Consider the following 22,994-nt stretch of genomic DNA (forward strand, 5'->3'; position numbering starts at 1 on the left):
TTATTGCCGATGTCCGTTGCGCCGAGCCCGCCGGTCGTCAAGCCGCCCAAATGGCTGCCGAACTCGGCGATCGCTACACTTAGTCCCATCCGGCTGGCCTGCACGGCTGCGGCGATACCTGCGGATGTCGCTCCGTAAATGCACAGATCCGCATCGATCGTGGTGCCGGTATGACGCTCCGGCGTAGTATGCGAGGCATATTTCAAACGGTCAAAATTGATCATCTGGGAAAAATCTCCTCTCGATAGTGAAAATGTGGCATCGTATTCGACAATCACATTATACCTTCATTCGAACTTTACTTTTAGTTTCGTTTTACTTACGTTTTTCATTTTGTTTCCCATGATCCTCTCTTGTATTTCGAATGCGGTTCCGGCTATCATAGAGAAAATGTTTCGGTTAGGAGAGAGTGTATCCTCATCCGCCCAAGGAGAGAGCCATGACACGCAAAAAATCCGTCACCTTGCACGATTTGTCCGCATCGCTCGGACTGTCGGCCCATACCGTATCCAAATCGCTGCGCGGTCTTCCCGGCATGTCGGAAGAGACGCGGGCCGCGGTCATCAAGGCGGCCAAGCAGCTCGGCTACCGCACGAAAGAGCAGGAGCGCAGTCTGGCCGTCGAGAATATCCCGGTATTTCCGCATATACAGCGCAGATTCAAGCTGATCGTCACTGAACATACGAGCGGGAAGGGCCTGGCGTTCATCCATCTCATCATGAACGGACTGCAGGAAACGTTGTCCGGATACGGCCATTCGCTCGAAACCGTATCCATCCCCCAATCGTTCGACCAGGGCGAAACGTTCGATAGCTGGGCAGAGAAGAACAATCTGTTCTACTCGGACGGCATCTTCATTCCCCCGTTGCTCGGCGCGGGCCGCGAACAACGGCTGCTGGATTTGCCCGTGCCGCGGATATTGCTGAATTTCCCGCCTCCGTCCGCCAAGGTCGACAGTGTCATCTGGGATGTCGGAACCGCGATCCGGCAGTCCGTCGCCTGCTTTCTCGCGAAAGGACACCGGCGCATTTTGTTTATAGGCAACACGAAGACCCATCGGGGGTTCCGTCTGCGCTGGCTGAGCTTCATCGAAGCAATGGCGGAGGCGGGGATCGACACCGACCCCGCAGCGCACCTCACCGGGACGTTTCCGAGCAAGGAGGAATGGATCGAGCAGTTTTCCGACCGGCTTCAATCGACGGGGGCCACAGCCATCCTGTGCGCGGTCAATTACGATCTTGCCTGGATTTATCACGCGTGCAGCACGCAAGGGAAACGAATTCCGCACGACTATTCATTGATCAGTCTGGAGAATACGCAAAACGAGTTTTTGCCGAAGCTGACCCGTCCCCTGCTCCCGATCCGGGAAACCGGCGCGCGGGGCGCGGAACGGATGCTGTGGCGGCTCGCCAATCCGCATGCGCCGTTCGAGCATACGATGCTGCAGGGCAACTTCTATGAAGGAAATACGGTACGCTCTCTCACCTGACGGGGAGGACGACGATCAGGCCGCGCTGCGCAAAGCGCTGGACGAAATTAAGACAATCGGCCACGGGAGAATCCTTTTCCCATTTTGCAATTGTGTCGGCATGCGATACGCTATAAGATATAGTCAAGAGCGATGTCGGGATGTCCTTGGTCCCAAAGGAGTAGATCCGTTTTGAGCTACGAGAAATTCGAACTTCGCGAAGAATTGGCCATTCGCAGGCTGATTACGTTTTTTTATAGGGAAATGCCGCAAGATTACTTCTTCGCGGGCGAGCAGCACGACTTCTGGGAAATCGTCTACGTGGACAAAGGAGAATGGGACGTCACCGTCGACGGCGCTCCGTTCCATCTGGAGCAGGGGGACCTCGTCTTCTATGGCCCGAACGAATTTCACCGCGGGGGGGCCGCCCAGAAATCGACGCCGAACGTGATCATCATTACGTTCGAATGCGATTCGCCGGCCATGAAATATTTTGCGGAGCACCGCGTATTCCGGCTCGACGAGAAAGAGCGGGGCATTTTTTCCAGCCTGGTGAAAGCCGGACTCGAGTCGTTCGATCCTCCGATCGATTCCCCGAAGATGAGAAAGCTGCACAGACGCGAAGGCTCCCCCTTCGGCAGCGAACAGCTCATCCGCAACCATCTGGAGAACATGCTGATCCATTTCATCCGCCGCAAGCACGTGCCCATAGCACCGGAGAAGCCCGCATCGGCGGTCAAGGAAAACAAAGAAAACGTGATCGCTTCCGAGGTGCTGGACTATTTGAAGGCGAATATGGCGGAGGATTTGACCGTGGACGAGCTGTGCCGCCGGTTTCAGGTCAGCCGGACGCAGCTCAAGACGGCGTTCAGGCTGCAGACGGGCCAAGGCGTGCTGGAAGCGTTCAATCATATGAAGATCGAGCGGGCGAAGGTGCTTATCCGCGAGGAGCGCCACAACTACACCGAAATCGCCGAAATGCTCGGCTACAGCAGCATCCACTACTTCTCCCGGCAGTTCAAGAAGCTGACCAATATGACCCCGACGGAATACGCCCGTTCCGTCAAGCTGCGGGCGCTCGACGACCAGTCCGGCTGCTGGGATTTGTCCTGAACGGCGTCATGCGATCGATCCTGGCGGGAGAACGCCGCAATTGGACGACGGCCGGTTGACCCGCCTCGACGCGCAACGGTATAATAAAGCCACAGTATGATGTTGTATATCGATAAAGGGGAGTAGCCGACACGGCAAAGTCGTCATTACGGAAGCATTGCGCTTCCCGGCTTTTCCGGCAGCGAAACGTTGCAGGCGAGACCTTTACCCGAACAAGGGTAAAGGTCTCGTTTTTTTCTGCTTCACCTATCAAGATGATGAATCGGAGGGGAACTGCCATGAGAAAAACAACGATCGGCATCGTGCTTGCCGCCGTCCTTGCGTTATCAATGCTGGCCGGTTGCGGACTGCTGAACGACATCAATCAAACGGTCGACTACGTCAACGACACGGCCGCGTACGTCAATGAAACGACTTCCTTCGTTACGGGCGCCGCGGCGCTGGCCGAGCAGGCCGTGCTGAACGAAGCCGCCCGCGAGCAGCTGAGGCGGAAGCTGGAGGAGATGAAAGCCTCCATCGCCGAGTTCAACAAAAAAGAGCCGCCGGAAATCGCCGAAGCGATTCACAAGCAGCTCCTCTCGTACAACGAAACGCTGCAGCAAAAGCTGAACGCTTATTCCGAGCAAATCCGCGGCGGAAATTGGAGCGAGTCGCTATGGAACGGCTCCGGCATCGCCGAAGCCGTCGCCCCGATCACCGCGCTGCTGGACAAAATCAAGAGCTTGAACCCGTAGGAACCTTGAACAACCCGGCCGTCTTCAACCGCGGATCGTCACTAACGTCCTTTTCCAATCCGCCGCTTTGGCCGTTCAGCGCGATATCGACGAGCCATTTCGTAAACGGAGCGACATTCATCGAAGCCATTTCCCCGGCATCGAAGAAGCCGGCCGCATCCACCTCGTAATTGTCGGGGGTCGGCTCCCCGCTTATGTACTCCATCTCGAACGCCACGTACACGTTATGGATATCGCGGGGCTGGTCGCGCAGAGCCAAAATGCCGACCGCCTTGCTCGTTATCCCCGCTTCCTCCAGCACCTCGCGCTCGATCGTCGTCTGGATTTGCTCGTGCTGCTCGATATAGCCGCCCGGATTCGTCCAGTACCCTTTCCCCGGCTCCTGCGCCCTGCGGACGAGCAGCACTTTGCCTTCCTTCACGAGCAGCGCGCCTACGCCGATGCTGTACGAGCCCCAATGCACGAACGGGCAGGAGGGACAGGCAAGTCGCTCCTGGTCGTCTATCAGCTTGACCTCCAGCTTCGTTCCGCAGCTGGAGCAATATTGTACGGTTGACATAACCATTCTCCTTCAATTGGTATGATGGCACTTCACCCATTGTAAAACCGCGGGACGCATCTTGTAAATAAACAATCGCGGCAGCCGACCGTATCGTATAATAGTCGGGAGGAGATGAGGCAAATGGCTGCTCGACGCATGGACCTGGACCGGCTGTCCCCGTACATACGCATAGCCCTGGACCATGTATTGGCCCCGGGCTGGGTAATCCGCGAACGGGCGTTGTTCGATTACGAGCTGTTGTATGTGAAGGAAGGCCGGCTTCGGGTGAAGCTGGCCGATTGCGAATACGAAGGGGCTCCGGGCGATCTGTTCCTGTTCAAGCCGGGACAGCGTCACGAGCTGACCGTCTTGAGCAGCGCTCCCGTTCGACAGCCGCATATCCATTTCGATCTGCTGTTCCAACCGGACAGTCCCGACGTCAAAGTATCGTTCAAGCCGCCGGAGGAAATGACGCCCCAAGAAATCGCCATGATCCGCGAGGACCTATGCTCCGCCCCGCCGTTCGATTTGCCGACACGGTTCCGGCTGCGCAATCCCGCCGCGTTCGAAGGCATGCTGCTCGATTTGATTCGCGATTACCGGTTGGGTATGCCTTTCGCGCAAACCGCCGCCAAAGGGGCGTTCCTCCGGCTGTGGGTCTATTTGCTGCGCGAGCATGCGTGGAATACGAACGCGCAGCTGCATTCCAACTGGGAACGGCTGACGAAGGTGAAGCATTTTATCGACCACCGCCCGGAGCGGGACGTCACGGTGGAGCTGCTGGCGGATATGGCCGGACTTAGTCCGTACTACTTCCTCCGTTCGTTCTCCCAGGCGTTCGGCATGTCTCCGATCAAGTACCATTTGACGGTGCGCATCGGCAAAGCCCGGGAGATGATCCAGTTCACTTCGCTGCCGTTGACCGTCATTGCCGAACGGGTCGGCTTCCGCGGCATCCACTCCTTCAGCCGGGCGTTCAAGCGGATCGACGGCGTCGCCCCCTCGTTCTATCGCGGCAAAAGCAAATGACGCGCCGCGCTCCCTAGATCACCTCGAGTCCGTCTATCGCGGGCAGCGGGGCGTAAGGCGCGTGCGGCTCCAACTGGTACCAGAACGCCGTCGAGGCGATGTCGTCCTGCAGCGGCAAGTACCGCCCTCCGGAACGCCAGCCCAGCGCCTGGATCGTAACGCGCAAGTCCGTCTCGAAGCGAATCGGGTCCATGACGTGCCACCTGTACATGCCGAACCGCTGCTGGCTGCGGTACAGCCCGTCCGGCTTCAATACCTGATGCATGCCGAGGAAAGGAGTGGAGTACGTGCCGTATTCGCCCTTCGGATGCTCCCAATTCCACGCTCCCCCGAAGTAATCCTCCGTCCCGGTGCCGCACAGCGTCGGGAATTCATCGTCCCCGTCCATGTAGAACTTGATTTCTCCTTCGCCGAACCATCCGCTATTGTTCGACTGCCACGCGAGATAGGTGCCGACATAATGGCCTTGTCCGATTACGCCGTCAAGCAGCGTATGGACCTCCTTGTACGGAAGCGGATTGCTGCGGCCCCATCGGGCATGAAAATATGCGGCGTCCTCCGGCACCTCGGTCAACGTATAGTCGATTTGGAAATAGAGCACGGCGTCCTTGTCCGCGAGATTTTCCACCGTGATTCTCGCCGATTTCCGGAACGGCATTTCCCAGTAGCAGTTCATCCCACCCGCCGGATTGACCGCCACCGGCAGCGAATTGACATTCGTACGCTCGCACCAGCCGTTGCAGAAGAAATCGCCGATCGGCACCTCCACGGACGGCTGCTCTTCCCCGTCCCAGTACATGCGAATAATGAGCGTCCGCCATAACGTCGGAAAGCAAGTGAGCCAAACATGCTGAATCGCGCCGGCTTCGCCGATATCCGCGAGCGTAAACGTCGAGTTGGCCGGGATATGGACCGAGGGCGACACTTTCCAGCCCTGTCCCAAGTCGCGCGATGCCGCTTTGCCCGTACCTTCCGACGCCATCCCACCCTTGCCTTTTTCTCCCGTCCAATTTTCCGCGCTGATCGATCTCGTTTTCGCCCGCGAGAGACGGGACAGCTGACCGAGTCCCATCCCGAGCCCGTGAAACGGCTGCAGCATTCGAATTCCTCCTTCAATTTGCGGATGCATATCCGCCTTTATTGTAGCGGATTCGGCGCGGGTTGGATTTAGCGCGGATTGGCAACATGTTAACCGATATTGCTTCCTTGTTCGTCGGTCGACGGCTCGTTTCTTCGCTCCCGGACAAAAAGAAAGCCCTCCGGCGCGACCGGAGGGCAATTCTATAAATCACTCGGCAAACAGCGATTCGTCTACTTTGTCCAGCTGGTATTTGCCGACGGGTCCCGGCTCCCTGCTGATCCATTTCCCCTTCGTAAAGTCCGGAATCGCCACGGCGGCGCTGCCCAGCGCGACCGATTCCTCGGACAATACGGTAATCGCCATCCAAACGGCCGTATCGTACACGTCGATCGGAGTTTGGGTACCGTCTCTCACGCTTTCGGCGAAAGCCCGCAGCACCAAATAATCCATGCCGCCGTGTCCGCCGCGTACGCCCAAGTTGATATATTCCTTCCACAACGGATGCTCGTACTGCTCGCGGTATTCGCCGAACGGCTCCCACTTATGCTCGGGGCTTCTGCCTTCGATATGGATCGAGTTGTTGTCCTCCATCCAAAGCCCCTTCGTTCCTTGCACCCGTCCGGCTCTCGAATACGGCCGCGGAAGCGTAGTATCGTGTACGAGCTGAATCGTTTCGCCGCCCGCGCATTTGATCATCGTCGTGACGATATCGCCCTGCACGAACTCCGTCTTGGCCAATTCGCTCGTCTCGCCGTATTTATCGGTCGCCCATTGACGGATGCCGCGCGCCTTCGAAGCCATGGAGGTCAGCGTCACGAGACGGTTGCCCCGATTGATGTCCATAATTTTCGAGATCGGTCCGAGACCGTGAATCGGGTAAAGCTCGCCGTTGCGGTGCAAATAGTTATTATAGCGGTTGTGACGATTTTGCTTGCCTAGAGCCACTTCATGCCGCAGGTCGTGCTCGTAGCCGCATTGGCAATGGATCAATTCCCCGAACAAGCCTTGCTTCACGATATTCAGCACGGCCAGCTCGTCGCGGCCGTAGCAGCAATTTTCCAGCAGCATGCACGGAAGTCCGGTTTGCTCCGACGTGCGGACGAGCTCCCAGCATTCTTCGAGGGAAGCGGCGCCCCCGACTTCGATTGCGGCATATTTGCCCGCTTTCATGGCGGCGATGGCGATTTCCGCATGCGTAACCCATGTGGTCGCGATTACGACGCCCTGTATGTCGTCACGGGCGAGCAGCTGGCGGTAATCCCCGTAGCCCTCGGCCTTCGGACGGCCCGACTCCGCGACGATATCGACGCCCATTTGCAATCTGTCCTCGAATGCGTCGCATACCGCCTTTATTTCCACATCGTCCATCGCCAGCAAGTTTTTGAGCAAGCCTTTACCCCGGCCGCCCAATCCGATGACCGCCAAATTCACTTTACCGTTCTGTCCCATTGCTTACCACCCTTTCGCGCCTGTTCGCGCCGGCTTGTTCGTTCCGCCTTCGTTTCTGGCCAAGCTTGACTACATCCTATGTAAGAAGATATAAGCACACAATCAATCATACCCGAAACCATACGATCCATCAATGTTCAAAAACAAACAAAAAACGCCAACTTTTTTTCATTCGTACCGGAATGCTTCCTCTTGCACGTGGTGAGGAAAAATAAAGTTCTGATACGAAGCCGAACGGGCCCTGCATTTTGCCGTTGCGTTCGGGCGGGAAGAGGTCGCCGATGATCCTCATACCGATCGGCATGAGCGCGCCGGCACCGATCCCCTGGATGGCGAAGAAGACGATAAGCTGTGTCATATCCCGCGACTAGCCACACTGCGCCGAGCCAGCGAGGAACATTCCGATGCCCCTTGTAAAGACGTACTGTACCGACTGACAGGATCAGCAAAAAACAGCCTTGGCCGACTAACGGCCAAGGCTGTTCAAGCGCGATGTAGTGCCGGTGACTGCTTTCTAATCATCAAGCATTGTAGGGATGAAAATAAGGGTCGAGGTAGCAATCGATCTGTTATTCGATGGACGCCAACATGCGAATATAGGAGTCGTCGTGGGATTCTTGCTAGCAGCCGGCCTTGATGACAGGCTACAGGATGGCGCCGAAGATTTGCTGAATCATGAGCAGCAGCTTATCGCGGCCGACGTCACCCCCGATCCGTCAATATGGCGCTTTCTCGTACAAATTCGCAGGCAATGTGTGCACGAACGGCGACCAATCTCCAGTCGTGTAAAGATGAAGCCGGTGCATGGCCCGCGTACACGCCGTATAAAGAAGCTTGCGTTCGTTGTCCCGGCCGTAAGCTGCTGGCGAAGCATTATAGATGAGGACTGCATCGAACTCAATGCCTTTGGCGAGGTACACGGGAATGACCATAACTCCCTTTTCAAAAGCGAGCGTCTCCTTCGTAATAAGCTGCAGCGCTTCTCTCCCTTGAATCCGCAATGATTCATGTGCCTCCCGGCTTTCGGCTGCAGTCTTTGTTATGACGGCGATGGAAACGAAGCCCTCGGCCCTGAGCGAGGCGATGTGTTCCAGTATTTGCGCATCGCGCTTCTCCACGCCGTTCAATCTGATCAGATGGGGCTTGCGGCCTCTTCTTTCGAACGGTACGATCTCGTCCCCGCCGGGAAGCAGAGATTTCGTAAATTCCACAATCTCTCTGGTTGAACGATAGCTGCGCACAAGGCGGACGAGGCTTGTATCGGCTTCGCCAAAAAGCCGGATCAGCGGAGAATCGGATGCTTCAAGGTTTGTGGCCTGCATGAAGATCGCTTGCCCAAAATCGCCGAGCACCGTCATCCGGGCACGCGGAAACAACTTTTTAAAATATTCATATTGAAACGCCGAATAATCCTGGCCTTCATCGACGAAGACATGCCGGATCTCCGTGTTCGTTCGGACGCCTTCGACCAGTTCTTTTACAAACAAATAAGGAGTCGCATCCTCGTGGAACAATTCATTGCGGCTCAGCATATCCTTGGTCTGTCTGCAAATTTCAGGCCAATGCGGCGGGATAACGACCTCATTTGTTTTCTCCCGATAAGCGACTTCGTCGACAAACAATTGGCCATATATGCCTTTGACATCTACAAACGAAAATTTCCTCACGCTTTTCCTTAACGGCTTAAAGCTTTTTTTCACGATTGATCGAAGGATCAGTTCCTCCTCCCGCTGGGCAAAGTCGACGTCGCCTTCATCTCCCCGACGCTTGTTATTCATTCGAGCGCGAGCCGCAGCGTATTGCTCCGAAAGGTCGAATAGCTCCCTCTCTTTGTGCAGCATGTCGAATACTTCAGCGTACTGTTCGTTATCGAGATAATTTGACTCCTCCTGCACCCAGAACGCTTCCCGTTCCTCGCGTTCGAGCGAAGCCAGTTCATTCAACAGCCATTCCTGCAAGAGAACGACACGATTGAACAACGGCAGGGAACTGTCGAAATTGTAAAATTTCGCGCTCATTCGCTCCGCAGTAATCAATACGCGATCTCGAAACCGTATGTCTTCGAATCGCATACCTTTCCGCCCCAACCACTTCCCGTAGTTCTGCAGGGCTTTCGTAAAAGCTTCGGAGGTTTTGTACGCGATCCCCTGGAGGCGAGCCTCATATCCCGGCTCTCCCTGTGCGGTCAACGTGTATTCGATCTGATCGAACGGATCCTCGGACCGCAATGAGGAGCCGAGCGAATTGTCAAGATACTCCTGAAACGTCGTCTGCTGCATATTCTCTTCTCCGAGTTCCGGAAGGACGGTGGAAATATAACTGCCAAACATCGGATTGGGCGAGAAAAGCACGATCTGATCGGCCCTGATCGTCTGGCGGTGTTTGTACAGCAAATACGCCACACGCTGCAAAGCTGCGGAAGTTTTCCCGCTGCCGGCCGCCCCCTGAACAATAAGCATCCGGCTTTTGTCGTTCCGGATGATGGCGTTCTGCTCCTTCTGGATGGTTGCCACGATACTCTTCATTTGCGAGTCCGCGTCCTTGCCGAGAACTTGCTGCAACAATTCGTCTCCAATCGTTTCACTCGCGTCGAACATGGTGCGGATGTGTCCGTTCTGAATCTGAAACTGCCGTTTGAGCGTCATCGTCCCATCGATTCGACCTGCCGGCGTGACATAAGAAGCTCGACCCGGAGGATAGTCGTAGTATAGGCTCGCGACGGGGGAACGCCAGTCATAGATCAGAAAATTCAGTCCGTCCTTGTCGACGAAGGAGGATACCCCGATATAGATCTGCTCGCTTGCGTTCAAGCCATCCTCCTGAAAGTCGACGCGCCCAAAATAAGGTGACGGGAGCAACCGTTTCATGCCGTTCCATTGATGCACCAACCGGTTGTGGCCACGCTCTCGTTCGGCCAACATCGCGGACTGCTGCTGAACCGAGTAGAAGGTCTCTTCGAAATCCTCCTGTGTGCTTGTGTTGATCGTAACTTCTTCCCAAAACCGCTTGCGGATGTCCGCAGCCTGATCGCGCAGTCCGATTACCTCCGGCTCCAGTTCGGCGATTCTCGCCTGCAGCTTGTTCCTGACCCGTTCCAGCCGCTCCTGTTCCTGCCGCCAATACTTCGCTTCCATCACTCCCTGAACACACTCCTTTTTCCGGTTTATTGGGGATAAAAAAGAGCATTGACAAATCAAAGTTCCAGATGTAGAATTAAAGTAGGAATAAAAATGGATACGCTCCTTATTTTAATTTTTTCAATAGCGCTATTGATTATATCATAGCGTTAATTTGTGTTCAATTTATTTTTTCACTGCTTTGGCAGAGCTAAAACACTGACCCGGATTGTGAACAGTTTACACAACCACCGCAGAGTTAAGCGCACGAGATGACCCTTGAATTCATCAGGGGTCATTTTTTTTATCGATAAAGCAAGTTTCACTTCGCTAAGCGAATTGAGACTTGCAAAAGCCCTCCGGTTCGCCTTTTGGACCGGAAGGCTTTTGTCAATCTGTTCGGTTAAGCCGTCATATGCCGGCGCTTTCGATCAGCTCGAGCTCGTCGAGCTTCTCGAACTCGGTCAGCACCTTGTACCTCATCTCCTGAAACGCGACGCTCGATTTTTTGCGGGGAAAAGCAAGGTCGATCGGAATAACGTTGCGGATCTCGCCCGGACGCGGCTTCAGGATGACGACCCGGTTGCCGAGAAAAATCGCTTCGTCGATATCATGCGTGACGAACACCATCGTCGTCCTGTCGCTCTGCCATATATCGAGCAGCGCTTCCTGCATATGCGCTCTGGTAAATGCGTCCAGCGCGCCGAACGGCTCGTCGAGCAGCAATATTTTCGGATTGCGCAGCAGCGCTCTCGCGATCGCGACCCGCTGGGCCATTCCGCCCGACAGCTCGCGGGGATAGGCGTTCTCGAAGCCTTGCAGACGGACGAGCCCGATCAGATGGTCGACCTTCCGTCTCACGTCCGGACGCTTCAGCGACAAGTCCGCCGCAATGTTTTTCTCCGCGGTAAGCCAAGGAAACAAGCGCGGCTCCTGAAAAATAAATCCTTTGTCGATACCGGGACCTCCGACCTGCTCGCCGCCCAGCCCGACGTCTCCCTCGTATTCGGTATCGAGGCCGGCGATTATTTTCAGCAGCGTGCTTTTGCCGCACCCGCTCGGTCCGATAACGGTTACGAATTCTCCTTCCTTTACGCTCAAATTGATGTTATGCAGCGCATGAACGGCTCCTTGCTTGGTTTCGAACACTTTATTCAAGCGGCTGATAGTCAGCAGCGGATCCCCCATAGCGATCGATTCCCCTTTCCCGGTTCGCGTATCGATAAAATCGTCAAAGAGGCGCTTTCCCCGGAACGGACGAGAGCCCTCGGGAACCAGCGCCTTCAGTCGACCAGTCGGCGATTACGGCATCGCTTCAGGCAAGCGCGCCGCGCAAAAAGTCGAGCGTCCGCACGAAGGCATCGCGTGCCGACGATACGTGGTAGGACGGCCGCGTATCGTTGAAGAATGCGTGAGGCGCATCCGGATACACATGGTACTCGAACGATTTGCCGGCCGCCTTCAAGGAAGCGGAAAAATCCGGCACGGCATCGGTAATCCGCTTATCGTTCTCGCCGTAGAAGCCGAGCAGCGGCGCCCGGATCGGCTCGATCGGGATGCCCGCCGGCAAGCTGCCGTAATAAATAATCGCTCCCCGCAGCTGCTCGTCGTTCGCGGCAAGAGCTGCCGACAAGCCTCCGCCGAGGCAAAATCCTACGGAAGCCACCCCTTGTCCGCGCGATGGCTCATACGTTTCCCGCAGGAAGGCAGCAGCGGCCGCAGCTTGCCCTACAAAAGCGGGAAATCTGCCTCCCAAATTAAACAGCAGCTCCAGCGTTTGCCCGACCTTCTTCCCTTCGTCGCCCGGCAAGCGCGACAATGCGGCATCCCGCTCCTCCGGATTCCGCCAGGCCGTCTGGGGAATCGTATTCAGAAACGATTTGGCCGCATCGACTCTTCCGAAATCGAGCGCCTCCGGCCGCGATCCGCCTTCCGCGAACAAGTCCGGCGCGAACGCGACATATCCGGCCTGCGCCAATCTCCGGGTCACATCCTGAATATGCTCGTCGACGCCCCATATTTCCTGAAGCACAATGACCGAGGGCAAACTTCCCTTTACGCCTTCCGGCCGGGCGACGTAGCCCGAATACCGGAGCCTTTCTCCGTAAGGAATCCATTCCGTGTGCAGACCCATGCAGAACCTCCCGTATCAGTTATTGGATTGAAGCCTGTCTTCGTGAACGTTCTGACCTAATCGTAGCGAAACTCGGCACACCATGCAAGCGATGCCCATCTACGCGCGATCGTTTCAGCCATTGAAGCTGTCGCGCCAGCGGAGCAGCCTTTTCTCGAAATACCGGACGAGCGAATCGGTCGCTTTGCCGACGATCGCGAATATTAGTATGCCGACGAACACGATAGACGTTTGCGAAAACTGCCTTGCGTCCAGGATGAGGTAGCCTATTCCCTCGCTGGAGCCCATCAGTTCCGCAACGACCAGACCGAGCCAGGCGACGCCAAGCGACAGCCTCAGGCCGAGCAATATATTCGGCAAAGCGGCCGGCAGCACGAGCCGCACGATCTGCTTCCAACGGCTGAATTCCAACACCTTCGCCACCTCGAACAGCTTCGAATCGACTCCCCGGATTCCGAGGAACGTATTGACGTAGAGCGGGAAAAACGCCCCTTTTGCAATGAGCAGCACTTTGGAAAATTCGCCGAAGCCGAACCAAAGGATGAACAGCGGCGTTACGGCCAAATGCGGAATCGTGCGCAGCATTTGCAGGGACGGGTCCAATGTGTCTTCTACCCTTCCTGAAAAGCCGACGGCAAGTCCCGCCGTCAGTCCGAGCGCTCCGCCCAATAAAAAGCCGACTGCCGCGCGGAACAGGCTGATCTTCATATGACCGAACAATTCCCCGGTACTCGCCAGTTCCCAGAACGAGACGAAAATGGTGGACGGCGTGGGCAAAATCGTAGACGAGACGATGCCGCTCCATCCGGCGATTTGCCACACGGTCAATACGAATACGGGAAGCAGCAGTCCGATCCAAAGCTTTCGGAGCCGCACGGACGGCTTGCCCGCCTTCGGTTTCAGAGCCGGGCCCGATACGGCCTGCGGGCTCCCGAGAGCTCCCGCTTGATCGGTCATATCCTATCACTCCTTTTTGGAAGCCAAGTCCGTGCCGCAACAAAAAAGAGACGTCGCTTCTCCTTGAAGAGGCGCGTCTCCGGCAGTCCGGTTGACCCGTTCCATTTTATTCGGCTCAATGACCATTTATTCCTAGGTGATTAGTGTGATTTGTTGCCATACTACCAATAACGACTTGTAAAGTCAACCCTTTTATCCCCTAAAAAATTACAATTGACTTTCCCGATCACAGTTGTTATGATTCAAACCGTACTATTCCTATAGTTTTTATAAGTTTTAGATCGACCGGATCGCCGGAGACCGATGCGCTTTTGTGCATTGCGTCTCTTTTTTATTTGCCCGCACATGCCGATCCGGCTTTGCATCCATCCATCTTCGATATCGAAAGGGGCTTGAATGTTATGACAATCCGGGCAACTTATTGGCTCCGGGGCATCCTGCTCGCAGCTTTGGCCGCCGTGCCGCTCGTCGGTTGCGCTACGGCGGACCCGGCCGGCAAGACGCAGCAAACGCAATCCCAGGCGGGAAGCGCGGCGGGAGAAACGGTACGCAAGGAGAAAGTAACCGTCAACATCGGGGTCCAAGGCAAAACCGGCATTTTGCCTTATGCGCGGGAAAAAGGATATTTCGAGAAGGCGTTCGCCAAAGTCGGCGCGGAGGTAAAGTGGAATGAATTCGCGAGCGGCCCTCCTCACTTCGAGGCGTTGGCGGCAGGCAGGCTCGATTTCGGCGCGACGGGCGGCACCCCGCTCATCTCCGGTCAGACGGGCGGTGTCGATTTCCGTGCGATCGCCGTAACCGCAGACGGCAGGAAGGGCAACATGATCGTCATTCCGAAAAACAGCCCGATCAAGGAGCTGAAAGATTTGAAAGGCAAAAAGATCGCCGTGGCGAAAGGAAGCAGCGCTTATAACTTCCTGTACATGGCGATCGATAAAGCGGGGCTGAAAGGAAACGACATCAAGGAAATCCAGCTTCAGCCCGACGAGGCCCGGCCCGCGCTCGATACGGGAGCGATCGACGCATGGTCGATCTGGGAGCCGTACGCGACGACCGCGGTATTCCAGACCGGGGCGACCATTCTCGTATCCGGCGAAAATTTGAACATCAACGCCCCGAGCTTCCTAGTCGCCAGGACGAAGTTTACGAAAGACTATCCGGACTTGACCGTGCTTTTCCTGAAAACATACGAGGAGGCGCGGAGCTATTACGCGAGCCACCAGGACGAGGTGACGGACGATTTGGTCAAATCGCAAAAGCTGGATAAGGCGATTATCGGCCAAGTATTGAAAAACACCGATCCGATCACCTCCCCGACCACTCCCGAATTCGCCAAGGCGCATCAGGAGCAAGCCGATTTCCTGCTCTCGGTCGGGGCGATCAACAAAAAGCTGGATACGTCGCAGGTGATCGACAACAAATTCGTGGAGCAGGCTCTGGACGAAATCAAGAAAGGAAAATGACCATCCTTCAGGCGTCGCGGTTACATCCTTCAATACATCCTGTCCTGGGCAATCAAATTGACAGACGGTACCCCGCCTGCCGTATAAGCCGCCAAATTCGTCACGAAAATGTCGACGACGCGGCGGTTATATTCGGTCGTGACACCGGTATGGTGCGGGGTCAAAATCACATTGTCGAGCCCCCACAGCGGATGGTCGGCGGGCAGCGGCTCTTGTTCGAACACGTCGAGACCCGCGCCCGCAATGCTTCCTTCGCGCAAAGCCTCGACGAGCGCTTCCGTATCCGTCGTTCCTCCCCGTCCGATATTCATGTAGAAAGCGCTCGGCTTCATCAGCTTGAAGCTTTCCCGCCCGATTATATGTTTCGTCTCCTCGGTCAGCGGCAGGCAGTTGACGATATAATCGCTTTCCGCCAGCACCCCCTCCAATCCCTCGAAAGTCGTCATCCGGTCAACCGATTGTTCGGCCGCTCCGGACCTCCGCACTCCAATGACCGTCATCCCGAACGCTTTGGCGATTTTGGCGATTTCCTTGCCGATCTCGCCTACGCCCAATATGAGCATCGTCCGACCGTGCGCCTCGCCGAGCCGGGAGGAAGGCTCCCATTTCCGTTCGGATTGATTGCGCACCGAACGATGAAGCTGGCGGGTGAAAGCCAGCAGCATCGCGAACACCGACTCGGATATCGGATAAGGATGTACGCCGCTCGCGTTCGTGAGCCATATTCCTTTGCGCTTGATCGTGTCTAGAGGCAGCCTGTCGATTCCCGCCCCCCACGTCTGCAGCCATTTCAGCGCGGCTCCGGGCTCGAGGGAGAGCTGCTTCGCCTTGGCATTCCAGCCGCATATGATTTCCGCTTCCTTATAGTGCCGTTCCTCCGTCGATTGATCCGCGGCGACCACATTCCAGTCCGGCGCGGCGCGGCGGATCGTGTCCATGAGGTGCTGCTCCAGCTTGTTGATTACGAGCAATGTCCGTTTCGTCATGCGTCATTCCCTCCCGGCTTATAAGGTTCGTACTTCCTATCATACATCATGTACGCCGTCATTGTCCGCCCGCCCCTTGGGAAAATCCGTTTCTTCGGACAGCGGTCCCGATCGATAGTCCGCACTTCCGATCGTCAGCCGACAACTGAAAAAACGCTTTCAGGCAGGGATTCGCCAAATTAGCAAGAATAGTCCCCGCTGTGTTCGAATACCGGGCAAATACGGGTAAATATCGCGGCTTTCCCGGCTGGAACGCGGGTGAAAGTTTCCATATCGCGCAGTATAATGTACCTTTGAGACGAAAATTGATAACGGGAAGTGGTTCAAGTTGCAATCACCGCGTCTGCTGCTCGGTTATTTGAAAGCGAACTGGTACATTTACGCCTGCGCCATCCTCGCAATAACCGTAGCAAACGTCGTACAGTCGCTTTACCCCCGCGTCTTGGGCGATTTCACCGACACGCTGCAGGCGGGCGGCATTACCCGCTCGGCGATAATCGATTCAAGCCGGAAGCTGTTTCTGATCGGGATTACGTTCGGCGTGCTGGCCGGGATCGGCCAATATGTCGTCATGCGGCTCGGACGGCGCTTCGAATTCGTTACGCGCCAGAAGCTGTTTGCCCACTTTACGCGCCTGAGTGAAAACTATTACTCGAAGAACGGCGTCGGAAAGATGCTCAGCTATGTCATGAACGATGTGACGTCCGTAAGGGAATCGATTTCTATGGGCATCAACCAGACGACCAACGCAGTCATTCTCATTATCTCCGTCATGGTCATGATGTCGCTCAGCTCGATTCCCGTCTATTTGATCCTCGTCTGCATGATTCCGCTGCTGGCCATTCCGTTCGTCGTCGTCCTGTTCGGTCCGATGATCCGCAACCGGTCGATGAAGGTCCAGGAATCGCTGGCCAAAATGACGGAGACGGCGGAGGAGCAATTCGGCGGCATCCGCGTCACGAAAAAATTCGCCGTCGAACCGATCATGCGCGGACGGTTCGGGCAGACCGTCGACCGGATTGCGGACAATCAGCTCCGGCTCGTCCGGATGTCCTCGATCTTTCAAGCGCTGCTGCCGTTTCTGGGCGGCTTATCGCTTATTATCGCCATCGCCTTCGGCGGGTATTTGACGATCCAGGGCTCGATCACGATCGGGCACTTCGTCGCGCTTACGCTTTATTTGCGGATGATCGTCAACCCGCTTCAGCAGATCGGCAACGTCATCAATACGATGCAGCGGTCCCGCGCCTCGCTCGTCCGGCTGAACAACATGCTGTCCGTGCAGCCGGATATCCGCGAGATCGATGGGGCGAAGCCGCTTGCGTCCGGGGCGTCGGATATTCATATCCGTCAGCTGTCGTTCGCTTATCCGGGAGCGGATCAACAGGCGCTGCGAAATATCGATCTGACCGTGGCGTCAGGCAAGACGCTCGGCATTATCGGCAAAACCGGCAGCGGCAAAACGACGCTCGTCAAGCTGCTGCTGCGCGTCTACGAGCCGCCGGAAGGAACGATCCGCATCGGCGGTGACGATGTCCGATCGACTACGCTGGCAAGCCTGCGTTCCCAAATCGGCTATGTCCCGCAGGACGGCTTCCTGTTCAGCACGACGATTCGCGACAATATCGCCTTCTCGAACCGCGGAATCTCGGTGGAGAAAGTCGAGCATGCCGCAAAGCAAGCCCAAATTTATACGAACATTATGGAATTTCCGGAAGGCTTCGAGACGAAGCTCGGCGAACGGGGCATTACGCTGTCCGGCGGACAACGGCAAAGAACGAGCCTGGCCCGCGGATTTTTGAAGGATGCGCCGATTCTCGTGCTCGATGACAGCGTCAGCGCTGTCGACGCGGTGACCGAAACGGACATCATCGACAACCTGCGCACGTCGCGCCGGAACAAAACGACGATCATTATCGCCCACCGGATCAGCGCGATCAAGCACGCCGACGAAATCGTCGTAATGGACAAAGGAACGATCGTGCAGCGGGGAACGCACGACCAACTGCTGGCGCAAAAAGGGCTTTATGCTTCCCTCTACGCCATTCAAGAGGAGGGGACGCGCAATGCCGAAGGAAAAGCCTAATACCGGCAATCGGGATGCGGAAATCAGCAGCTCCTACAATGTGAGCAAGGAAGACCGCCGAGCCGCCTTCCGCGCCATGCTCGCATACGCCAAGCCGCACCGCGGCCGGTTTGCCCTTATCTTTCTATTTACGCTGTTCGCCATCGCGGCCGATTTGCTACAGCCCTATTTGGTCAAAATCGCGATCGACGACAACCTGCTGGTCGGCAAAAACGATTACGGCATGCTTATACTCATCTGTGTCATTTACTTTGTATTCGTAGTGATCGGCCTCGTCTTCACTTATTTGCAAAACAATTTGCTGCAATATGTGGGGCAAACGATCGTCGCCCGCATCCGCAAGGAGCTGTTCGGGCATATCTCGAAGCTGTCGATGTCGTTCTTCGACCGGTTTCCGAACGGAAGTCTCGTAACTCACGTATCGAGCGATACGGAAACGCTCAATCAGTTTTTCACCCAGGTGCTCTTGAGCCTGATGCGCGACGGCATGACGCTCATCTTCATCATTGCGCTCATGTTCCATCTCGATCCGGTACTGGCGGGCTACAGCATGATTTTGCTGCCGATCATCGCGGGGATTGCCGTCGGGTTCCGCTCCTACATGCGCAAAGTATATCAAATTACGAGAACGCAGCTGTCGAGGCTGATCGCCTTCACTGCGGAAAACCTGGCCGGCATGAACCTCATTCAAGCGTTCCACCAGCAGAAGCAGCAGCAAGGCTCGTTCGACGAGCAGAATCGACGCTACTTCCGCTCCAACGTGCGCGAAGTGACGACCAACGTGCTGTTCAACCGGTCGTTCGATATACTCGGCAACTTGTCCGTCGCCTTCATCGTCTGGATCGGCGGAATGGCGGTATTCGAACGGACGATGGAGTTCGGGGTGCTGTACGCTTTCATCACCTATATCCGGCAATTTTTCCAGCCGATCAACTCGATTACGCAGCAATGGAATACGCTCCAATCGACGACCGTATCGATGGACCGGCTATGGCGGCTGTTCTCGATTCAGCCCGCGGTTCAGGATGCCGAACGTCCGTCGACGATGAAGCAATCTTCCGTTCAAGGCCGCATCGATTACGACGACGTGCACTTCAGCTATCAGGAAGGCGTGCCGATTTTGTCCGGACTGAACTTGCATATCGCACCGGGCGAAATGATCGGCATCGTAGGCGCCACCGGGGCTGGCAAAAGCTCGCTGATGAGTCTGCTGTGCCGGTTTTACGACGTGCAGCGGGGCAGCGTGCGCATCGACGGTACCGATATCCGCGACATTCCGCAAGCGTCGCTCCACCGGATCGTCGGCCTCGTGCAGCAGGAGCCGTTTCTGTACTCGGGCAGCATCATCGACAATGTGCGCCTGTTCGACGAATCCGTATCCCGCGAGGAAGTGATCCGCGCATGCCAATTCGTAGGCGCGGAAGGCCTCATTACCCGGCTGAAGGACGGCTATGACACGATGCTTTCCGAACGGGGCAGCGGCTTGTCGGCGGGAGAGCGCCAGCTCATTTCGTTCGCGCGGATCGTCGTGTTCCGGCCGAAAATATTGATTCTCGACGAAGCTACCGCCAATCTCGATTCGTATACGGAGCAGCTTGTCCAGACCGCGCTGCAAATCGTCTCGAAGGGCCGTACGACGCTGGTCATCGCGCACCGGCTGTCTACCATTATGCAGGCCGACCGGATCATCGTCATGCGGTCCGGCGAAATCGTCGAGGAAGGCAGCCACCGCCAGCTGATTCAGCTGGGAGGCTACTATGAGCAGTTGTACAGCCATTCGCAAGGAACCCATGCCGTCGGGTAATGTTCGCCCTTACGGACAAAAAGCCTCTCTACCTGGTAGAGGGGCTTTTGTATGTTTCTCTTTTTAGACGAGATCTTGCAAATCCGCGCCTTCCAGAACAACAGCCGCATGCTAGCCGATTTCCGGGACGACAAAGCGGATTTGACCTTCCTCCTGTCAGAACGGCAGCTCCGTGTTTCCGGGAACCACATAGACGCGATCGGCGGATGTCCATACGGCTATCTCAATTTTACCCGCCGGAACGATTTCCTCGATGAACGTCTTCGAGCCGGCCGCTTTATCTCCCCGGACATTCGTCAAGCGTACCACAATGCGGAATGGCTGGTGCATTGCGTTGACTTCCTCAGAGAGGGGGGCGTCGACCTTTATGAACGGGTCCGGGTATAGGGCGTGCATGCCGTTCAAATAAAGCGTACAGAGCCAAGGCGAGCCGGTACGCCAAAACGCGGACTCGATCGGACTCGATCGGAACCGAAGAAAAACAGGCTCGCTCGATCTCCGTACGAATGGGAAACGACGGCCGGATATGGGGTCGGACGAGCCGAATGCGCATGCTGATAATAGACGTGTCGATGCGTCGATGCGTCTTCGCTTCCAAAGCGGGGTCCGTGAACTTGGCCCATACACTCGCCCGCTAGCAAGGATCGGGATGCCTTTCTTAGGGCGCTTACAAGGTAAGTGGAAAACATGCATGTAATTGCAGCATCACAAGCCGATTGCGATGTTTTGCTGGAAAAGATGCAGCTATTTCCTTACTATGACGGCGTTCGGCGACGATTCGGTAGAATTAACTGGACTTTTTCCAGCTAACTAACGGCACAGACGATTTTTCCCGAAAATAACTGTACCTTTTCCATTTGCAGGAAGATAGGTCAGGAGAGCGAGAACGCCGGGAGGGAAGAACGCGGTAATCGATCCTTTCATCCTCCGATATCGGGCAGTTCGCCGCTTTAGCGAAGTTGCACTTCTTTACTGATAAATTGCGTAAGGGAATGAAGACCAACAAAAAAGCTCCGGTGTTTGGCCGAAGCTCGATCGGGCATCCTTTTATTTCTTGGCTTTCAACTCCGCTATCTTCTTGTTGAACTCTTCCTCTCCTTCTTTGAGCAGCGTATTTACATCGGATTTTCCGTTCACATAGTTGAGCATTTTCGAGCTGATTGTACTGAGTCCGGTAGAGTTGTATGGAGAAGACAAGATCGGATCCGGATATTTTTGCGTGAATACGGCTTTCAAGTTTTTGCCTTTGGCGGCCGGATTGTTCTCGAACGCATGCTCCAGCATTTTCGCATTATCTTTCAAAGCGGTTATCCGTCCGTTCTTGGTCGCCTCCATCTGTACGTCCGGATCGGTGCTCAAGTACGCCATAACCTGGAACGCCACATCGGCATGTTTGCTTCCTTTCGGAATGACGAAGCCGTCGGAAAATACGCCTACACCTACTCCCGGCTTATCCTTGAATGTCGGGAATGTGACGATGTCCCATCTCAAGCCTGCTTTCTCAGCCCCGGCCATATCGTAGTTTTGCAGCTGCAATATTTCCGGCATCATCGCGACCGTGCGATTGGTCAGAAAGTTGTTGCGCACATCGCCGAACGATTTGATTTGTGGAGCATTGGGATAATCGTTTATGCTTTTCATAGTATCAAACATGCGCTTCCATCCGTCGGTTGCGAAGGCGGCTTTCTGCCCGGTGCTGTCCACATAGGAAAGGCTCAGCTGGCTTTGTACCCGGTTCAGTCCGGTCGGCGGAAGGAGTCCGATATACTGCGTATCCCCGTCCTTACGAGATATCCGCTTGCCGAGCTCGATCGCTTCGTCCCATGTCATATTGTCTTTCGGATAGGCGACGCCGAACTTGTCGAAGATGTCCTTGTTGTAATGCAGGGCGAATACGAGGACGTTGTACGGCATGTAAAGGATTTCTCCCTTAGGCGAATACGACTTGATGCTGTCGACCATTTTCGCATCGAACTTGCTGTTGAAATCGAAACCGTGCTTTTTGGCAAGCGCCGTCAAATCCATCGGCACGTCTAAGTCGGCAAGCGGTCCGCCCATATTCGTAAGCCCTTGCCAGATGATATCGGGAATATCGTTCGTCGCGATCAAATCCTGAATTTCGCTGCCTTTCTTGTTCTCGACCACCTGAAGCGTCACATGCGGGAACTTTTTCTTCACGAATTGATTAATATATTTCTCGAAATCATCGAGGACCGTCATCGTATAAAATTTTAGCGTAACGGGCTCCTGCTTCTCCGGGGCTTTTGTCGCTCCCTGCTCCTGCGGAGCGTTTCCCTGTCCGCCGCAGCCTGCCAATAAAGCGGTTACAATCCCGGCCGCCATCCATGCTTTTCCATGTTTCAGCATCATCATCGCAGTCCCACCTCTTTTGATATGACTAACCCTTTTCTACATGCGATTCATTTGTCTGTGCTCCAAGTCCGTGTCAGCAGGCGCCAAGTTGTCGTCGTCCGAAAATGTCCAAACGGTGCGATCCGGACGAGCTTGCAAATCGCCTCAACCCCTTCCTCGAAATTCGCCTCTATTATGAAATTATCCGGCACATTCACGGATAAGTGAGGATTCCAATTCGTTCCTTATTACAGAACAACGTTCCTTTATACTGGCAAAATAAAAGAAAAACCATATGCAACCGGTTACATTTCAGAATACGCATTCCGCTGATCTAGAGTGCGAAAAAGAAACTGCTGCGGGATGGAAAACTATTCCGAGATGGCGGTATATGCAAGTATTGGAATCACCTAAGCATGAACGATTAAGAAACGGCATAATCTTGTATCGGAAAGGGAAAGCGCTTTTTCTAGGCGATTAGGTTCTTTATTAAAGAACCAGGTTCTCATTAATTAGAGTACCATGTCTTTTTCCATGTTTCAATACAAATTTTTACGCAGTAAGATACGGGATGGCCGGGAAAAGCTTCCCGGCCGGACACTTCAGGCATATTCCACACTTTCTGCACTAACTGTACTATCTGCACTTCCTGCACTTCCTGCACTTCCTGCACTTCCTGCA

At 55.3% G+C, this 22,994-nt stretch carries 19 protein-coding genes; 7 read left to right on the forward strand and 12 right to left on the reverse strand.

Translation table 11 applies throughout. The annotated features are described in order from the left end of the window. The coding region (locus tag FE784_RS38680) for an FAD-dependent oxidoreductase (RefSeq protein WP_139607638.1) at positions 1 to 224 on the reverse strand (224 nt) is incomplete at its 3' end. Positions 225 to 439: 215 nt separating this feature from the next. On the opposite strand from FE784_RS38680, the gene FE784_RS38685 reads away from it, so the two are divergent. From FE784_RS38685 to FE784_RS38695, 3 genes are all read left to right on the forward strand, one after another. Next, positions 440 to 1,489, forward strand: a complete 1,050-nt coding sequence (locus FE784_RS38685) for a LacI family DNA-binding transcriptional regulator (protein WP_139607639.1) — start codon at positions 440 to 442, stop codon at positions 1,487 to 1,489. 171 nt (positions 1,490 to 1,660) lie between these two features. Next, positions 1,661 to 2,581 (forward strand): AraC family transcriptional regulator, encoded by a 921-nt coding sequence (locus FE784_RS38690; protein ID WP_176706829.1) that lies wholly within the window; start codon positions 1,661 to 1,663, stop codon positions 2,579 to 2,581. Between the two features lie 278 nt (positions 2,582 to 2,859). Next, the gene (locus FE784_RS38695) at positions 2,860 to 3,315 is read left to right on the forward strand and encodes a DUF6376 family protein (RefSeq protein ID WP_139607641.1); all 456 of its coding nucleotides are present in this window, start codon (positions 2,860 to 2,862) and stop codon (positions 3,313 to 3,315) included. On the opposite strand, the gene FE784_RS38700 is transcribed toward FE784_RS38695, so the two are convergent. Beyond that, positions 3,296 to 3,874 carry an NUDIX hydrolase gene (locus FE784_RS38700; protein WP_139607642.1) on the reverse strand — a complete coding sequence of 193 codons (579 nt, stop codon included), beginning with the start codon at positions 3,872 to 3,874 and terminating at the stop codon, positions 3,296 to 3,298. The two genes, FE784_RS38695 and FE784_RS38700, sit on opposite strands and share 20 nt — an antisense overlap. A gap of 123 nt (positions 3,875 to 3,997) precedes the next feature. Between FE784_RS38700 and FE784_RS38705 the strand changes: the two genes are divergently transcribed. Then, positions 3,998 to 4,885 (forward strand): AraC family transcriptional regulator, encoded by an 888-nt coding sequence (locus FE784_RS38705; RefSeq protein WP_246132379.1) that lies wholly within the window; start codon positions 3,998 to 4,000, stop codon positions 4,883 to 4,885. Positions 4,886 to 4,898: 13 nt separating this feature from the next. Here the strand turns inward: FE784_RS38705 and FE784_RS38710 are convergent, their stop codons facing one another. The 7 genes from FE784_RS38710 to FE784_RS38740 all read right to left on the reverse strand — a co-directional run bounded on the left by FE784_RS38710 (position 4,899) and on the right by FE784_RS38740 (position 13,622). Next, positions 4,899 to 5,984, reverse strand: coding sequence for a glycoside hydrolase family 172 protein (locus FE784_RS38710; protein ID WP_246132380.1), 1,086 nt, complete (start codon positions 5,982 to 5,984; stop codon positions 4,899 to 4,901). A gap of 189 nt (positions 5,985 to 6,173) precedes the next feature. After that, complete coding sequence (locus tag FE784_RS38715) at positions 6,174 to 7,415, reverse strand: Gfo/Idh/MocA family protein (protein ID WP_139607643.1); 1,242 nt, start codon at positions 7,413 to 7,415, stop codon at positions 6,174 to 6,176. Between the two features lie 130 nt (positions 7,416 to 7,545). Next, positions 7,546 to 7,773 carry an MFS transporter gene (locus tag FE784_RS43055; protein ID WP_139607644.1) on the reverse strand — a complete coding sequence of 76 codons (228 nt, stop codon included), beginning with the start codon at positions 7,771 to 7,773 and terminating at the stop codon, positions 7,546 to 7,548. A gap of 358 nt (positions 7,774 to 8,131) precedes the next feature. Further along, entirely contained in the window at positions 8,132 to 10,549 is a 2,418-nt protein-coding gene (gene helD, locus FE784_RS38725) for an RNA polymerase recycling motor HelD (protein WP_139607655.1), read from the reverse strand. Positions 10,550 to 10,942: 393 nt separating this feature from the next. Continuing rightward, on the reverse strand, positions 10,943 to 11,719 hold the full coding sequence (locus tag FE784_RS38730) for an ABC transporter ATP-binding protein (protein WP_139607645.1): 777 nt from the start codon (positions 11,717 to 11,719) through the stop codon (positions 10,943 to 10,945). A 127-nt stretch (positions 11,720 to 11,846) separates the two neighbouring features. After that, positions 11,847 to 12,665 carry a dienelactone hydrolase family protein gene (locus FE784_RS38735; protein WP_139607646.1) on the reverse strand — a complete coding sequence of 273 codons (819 nt, stop codon included), beginning with the start codon at positions 12,663 to 12,665 and terminating at the stop codon, positions 11,847 to 11,849. A gap of 114 nt (positions 12,666 to 12,779) precedes the next feature. Next, positions 12,780 to 13,622, reverse strand: coding sequence for an ABC transporter permease (locus tag FE784_RS38740; protein ID WP_139607647.1), 843 nt, complete (start codon positions 13,620 to 13,622; stop codon positions 12,780 to 12,782). A 401-nt stretch (positions 13,623 to 14,023) separates the two neighbouring features. On the opposite strand from FE784_RS38740, the gene FE784_RS38745 reads away from it, so the two are divergent. After that, positions 14,024 to 15,085 (forward strand): aliphatic sulfonate ABC transporter substrate-binding protein, encoded by a 1,062-nt coding sequence (locus FE784_RS38745; RefSeq protein WP_139607648.1) that lies wholly within the window; start codon positions 14,024 to 14,026, stop codon positions 15,083 to 15,085. A gap of 29 nt (positions 15,086 to 15,114) precedes the next feature. Here the strand turns inward: FE784_RS38745 and FE784_RS38750 are convergent, their stop codons facing one another. Then, on the reverse strand, positions 15,115 to 16,071 hold the full coding sequence (locus tag FE784_RS38750) for a D-2-hydroxyacid dehydrogenase (protein ID WP_139607649.1): 957 nt from the start codon (positions 16,069 to 16,071) through the stop codon (positions 15,115 to 15,117). 328 nt (positions 16,072 to 16,399) lie between these two features. On the opposite strand from FE784_RS38750, the gene FE784_RS38755 reads away from it, so the two are divergent. Continuing rightward, positions 16,400 to 18,157, forward strand: a complete 1,758-nt coding sequence (locus FE784_RS38755) for an ABC transporter ATP-binding protein (protein ID WP_139607650.1) — start codon at positions 16,400 to 16,402, stop codon at positions 18,155 to 18,157. Beyond that, positions 18,138 to 19,961, forward strand: coding sequence for an ABC transporter ATP-binding protein (locus FE784_RS38760; protein ID WP_139607651.1), 1,824 nt, complete (start codon positions 18,138 to 18,140; stop codon positions 19,959 to 19,961). Before FE784_RS38755 ends, FE784_RS38760 begins: the two co-directional genes overlap by 20 nt. 156 nt (positions 19,962 to 20,117) lie before the next feature. Here the strand turns inward: FE784_RS38760 and FE784_RS41405 are convergent, their stop codons facing one another. Continuing rightward, positions 20,118 to 20,291: a hypothetical protein gene (locus tag FE784_RS41405; protein WP_176706830.1), complete on the reverse strand. Its 174-nt coding sequence runs from the start codon at positions 20,289 to 20,291 to the stop codon at positions 20,118 to 20,120. A gap of 717 nt (positions 20,292 to 21,008) precedes the next feature. Continuing rightward, a complete protein-coding gene (locus tag FE784_RS38765; protein WP_139607652.1) occupies positions 21,009 to 22,334 on the reverse strand; it encodes an ABC transporter substrate-binding protein in 1,326 nt (441 codons plus the stop codon). Positions 22,335 to 22,994: the final 660 nt, after the last annotated feature.

This window comes from Paenibacillus hemerocallicola (genome assembly GCF_006265175.1).
GTDB lineage: Bacteria > Bacillota > Bacilli > Paenibacillales > NBRC-103111 > Paenibacillus_AB > Paenibacillus_AB hemerocallicola.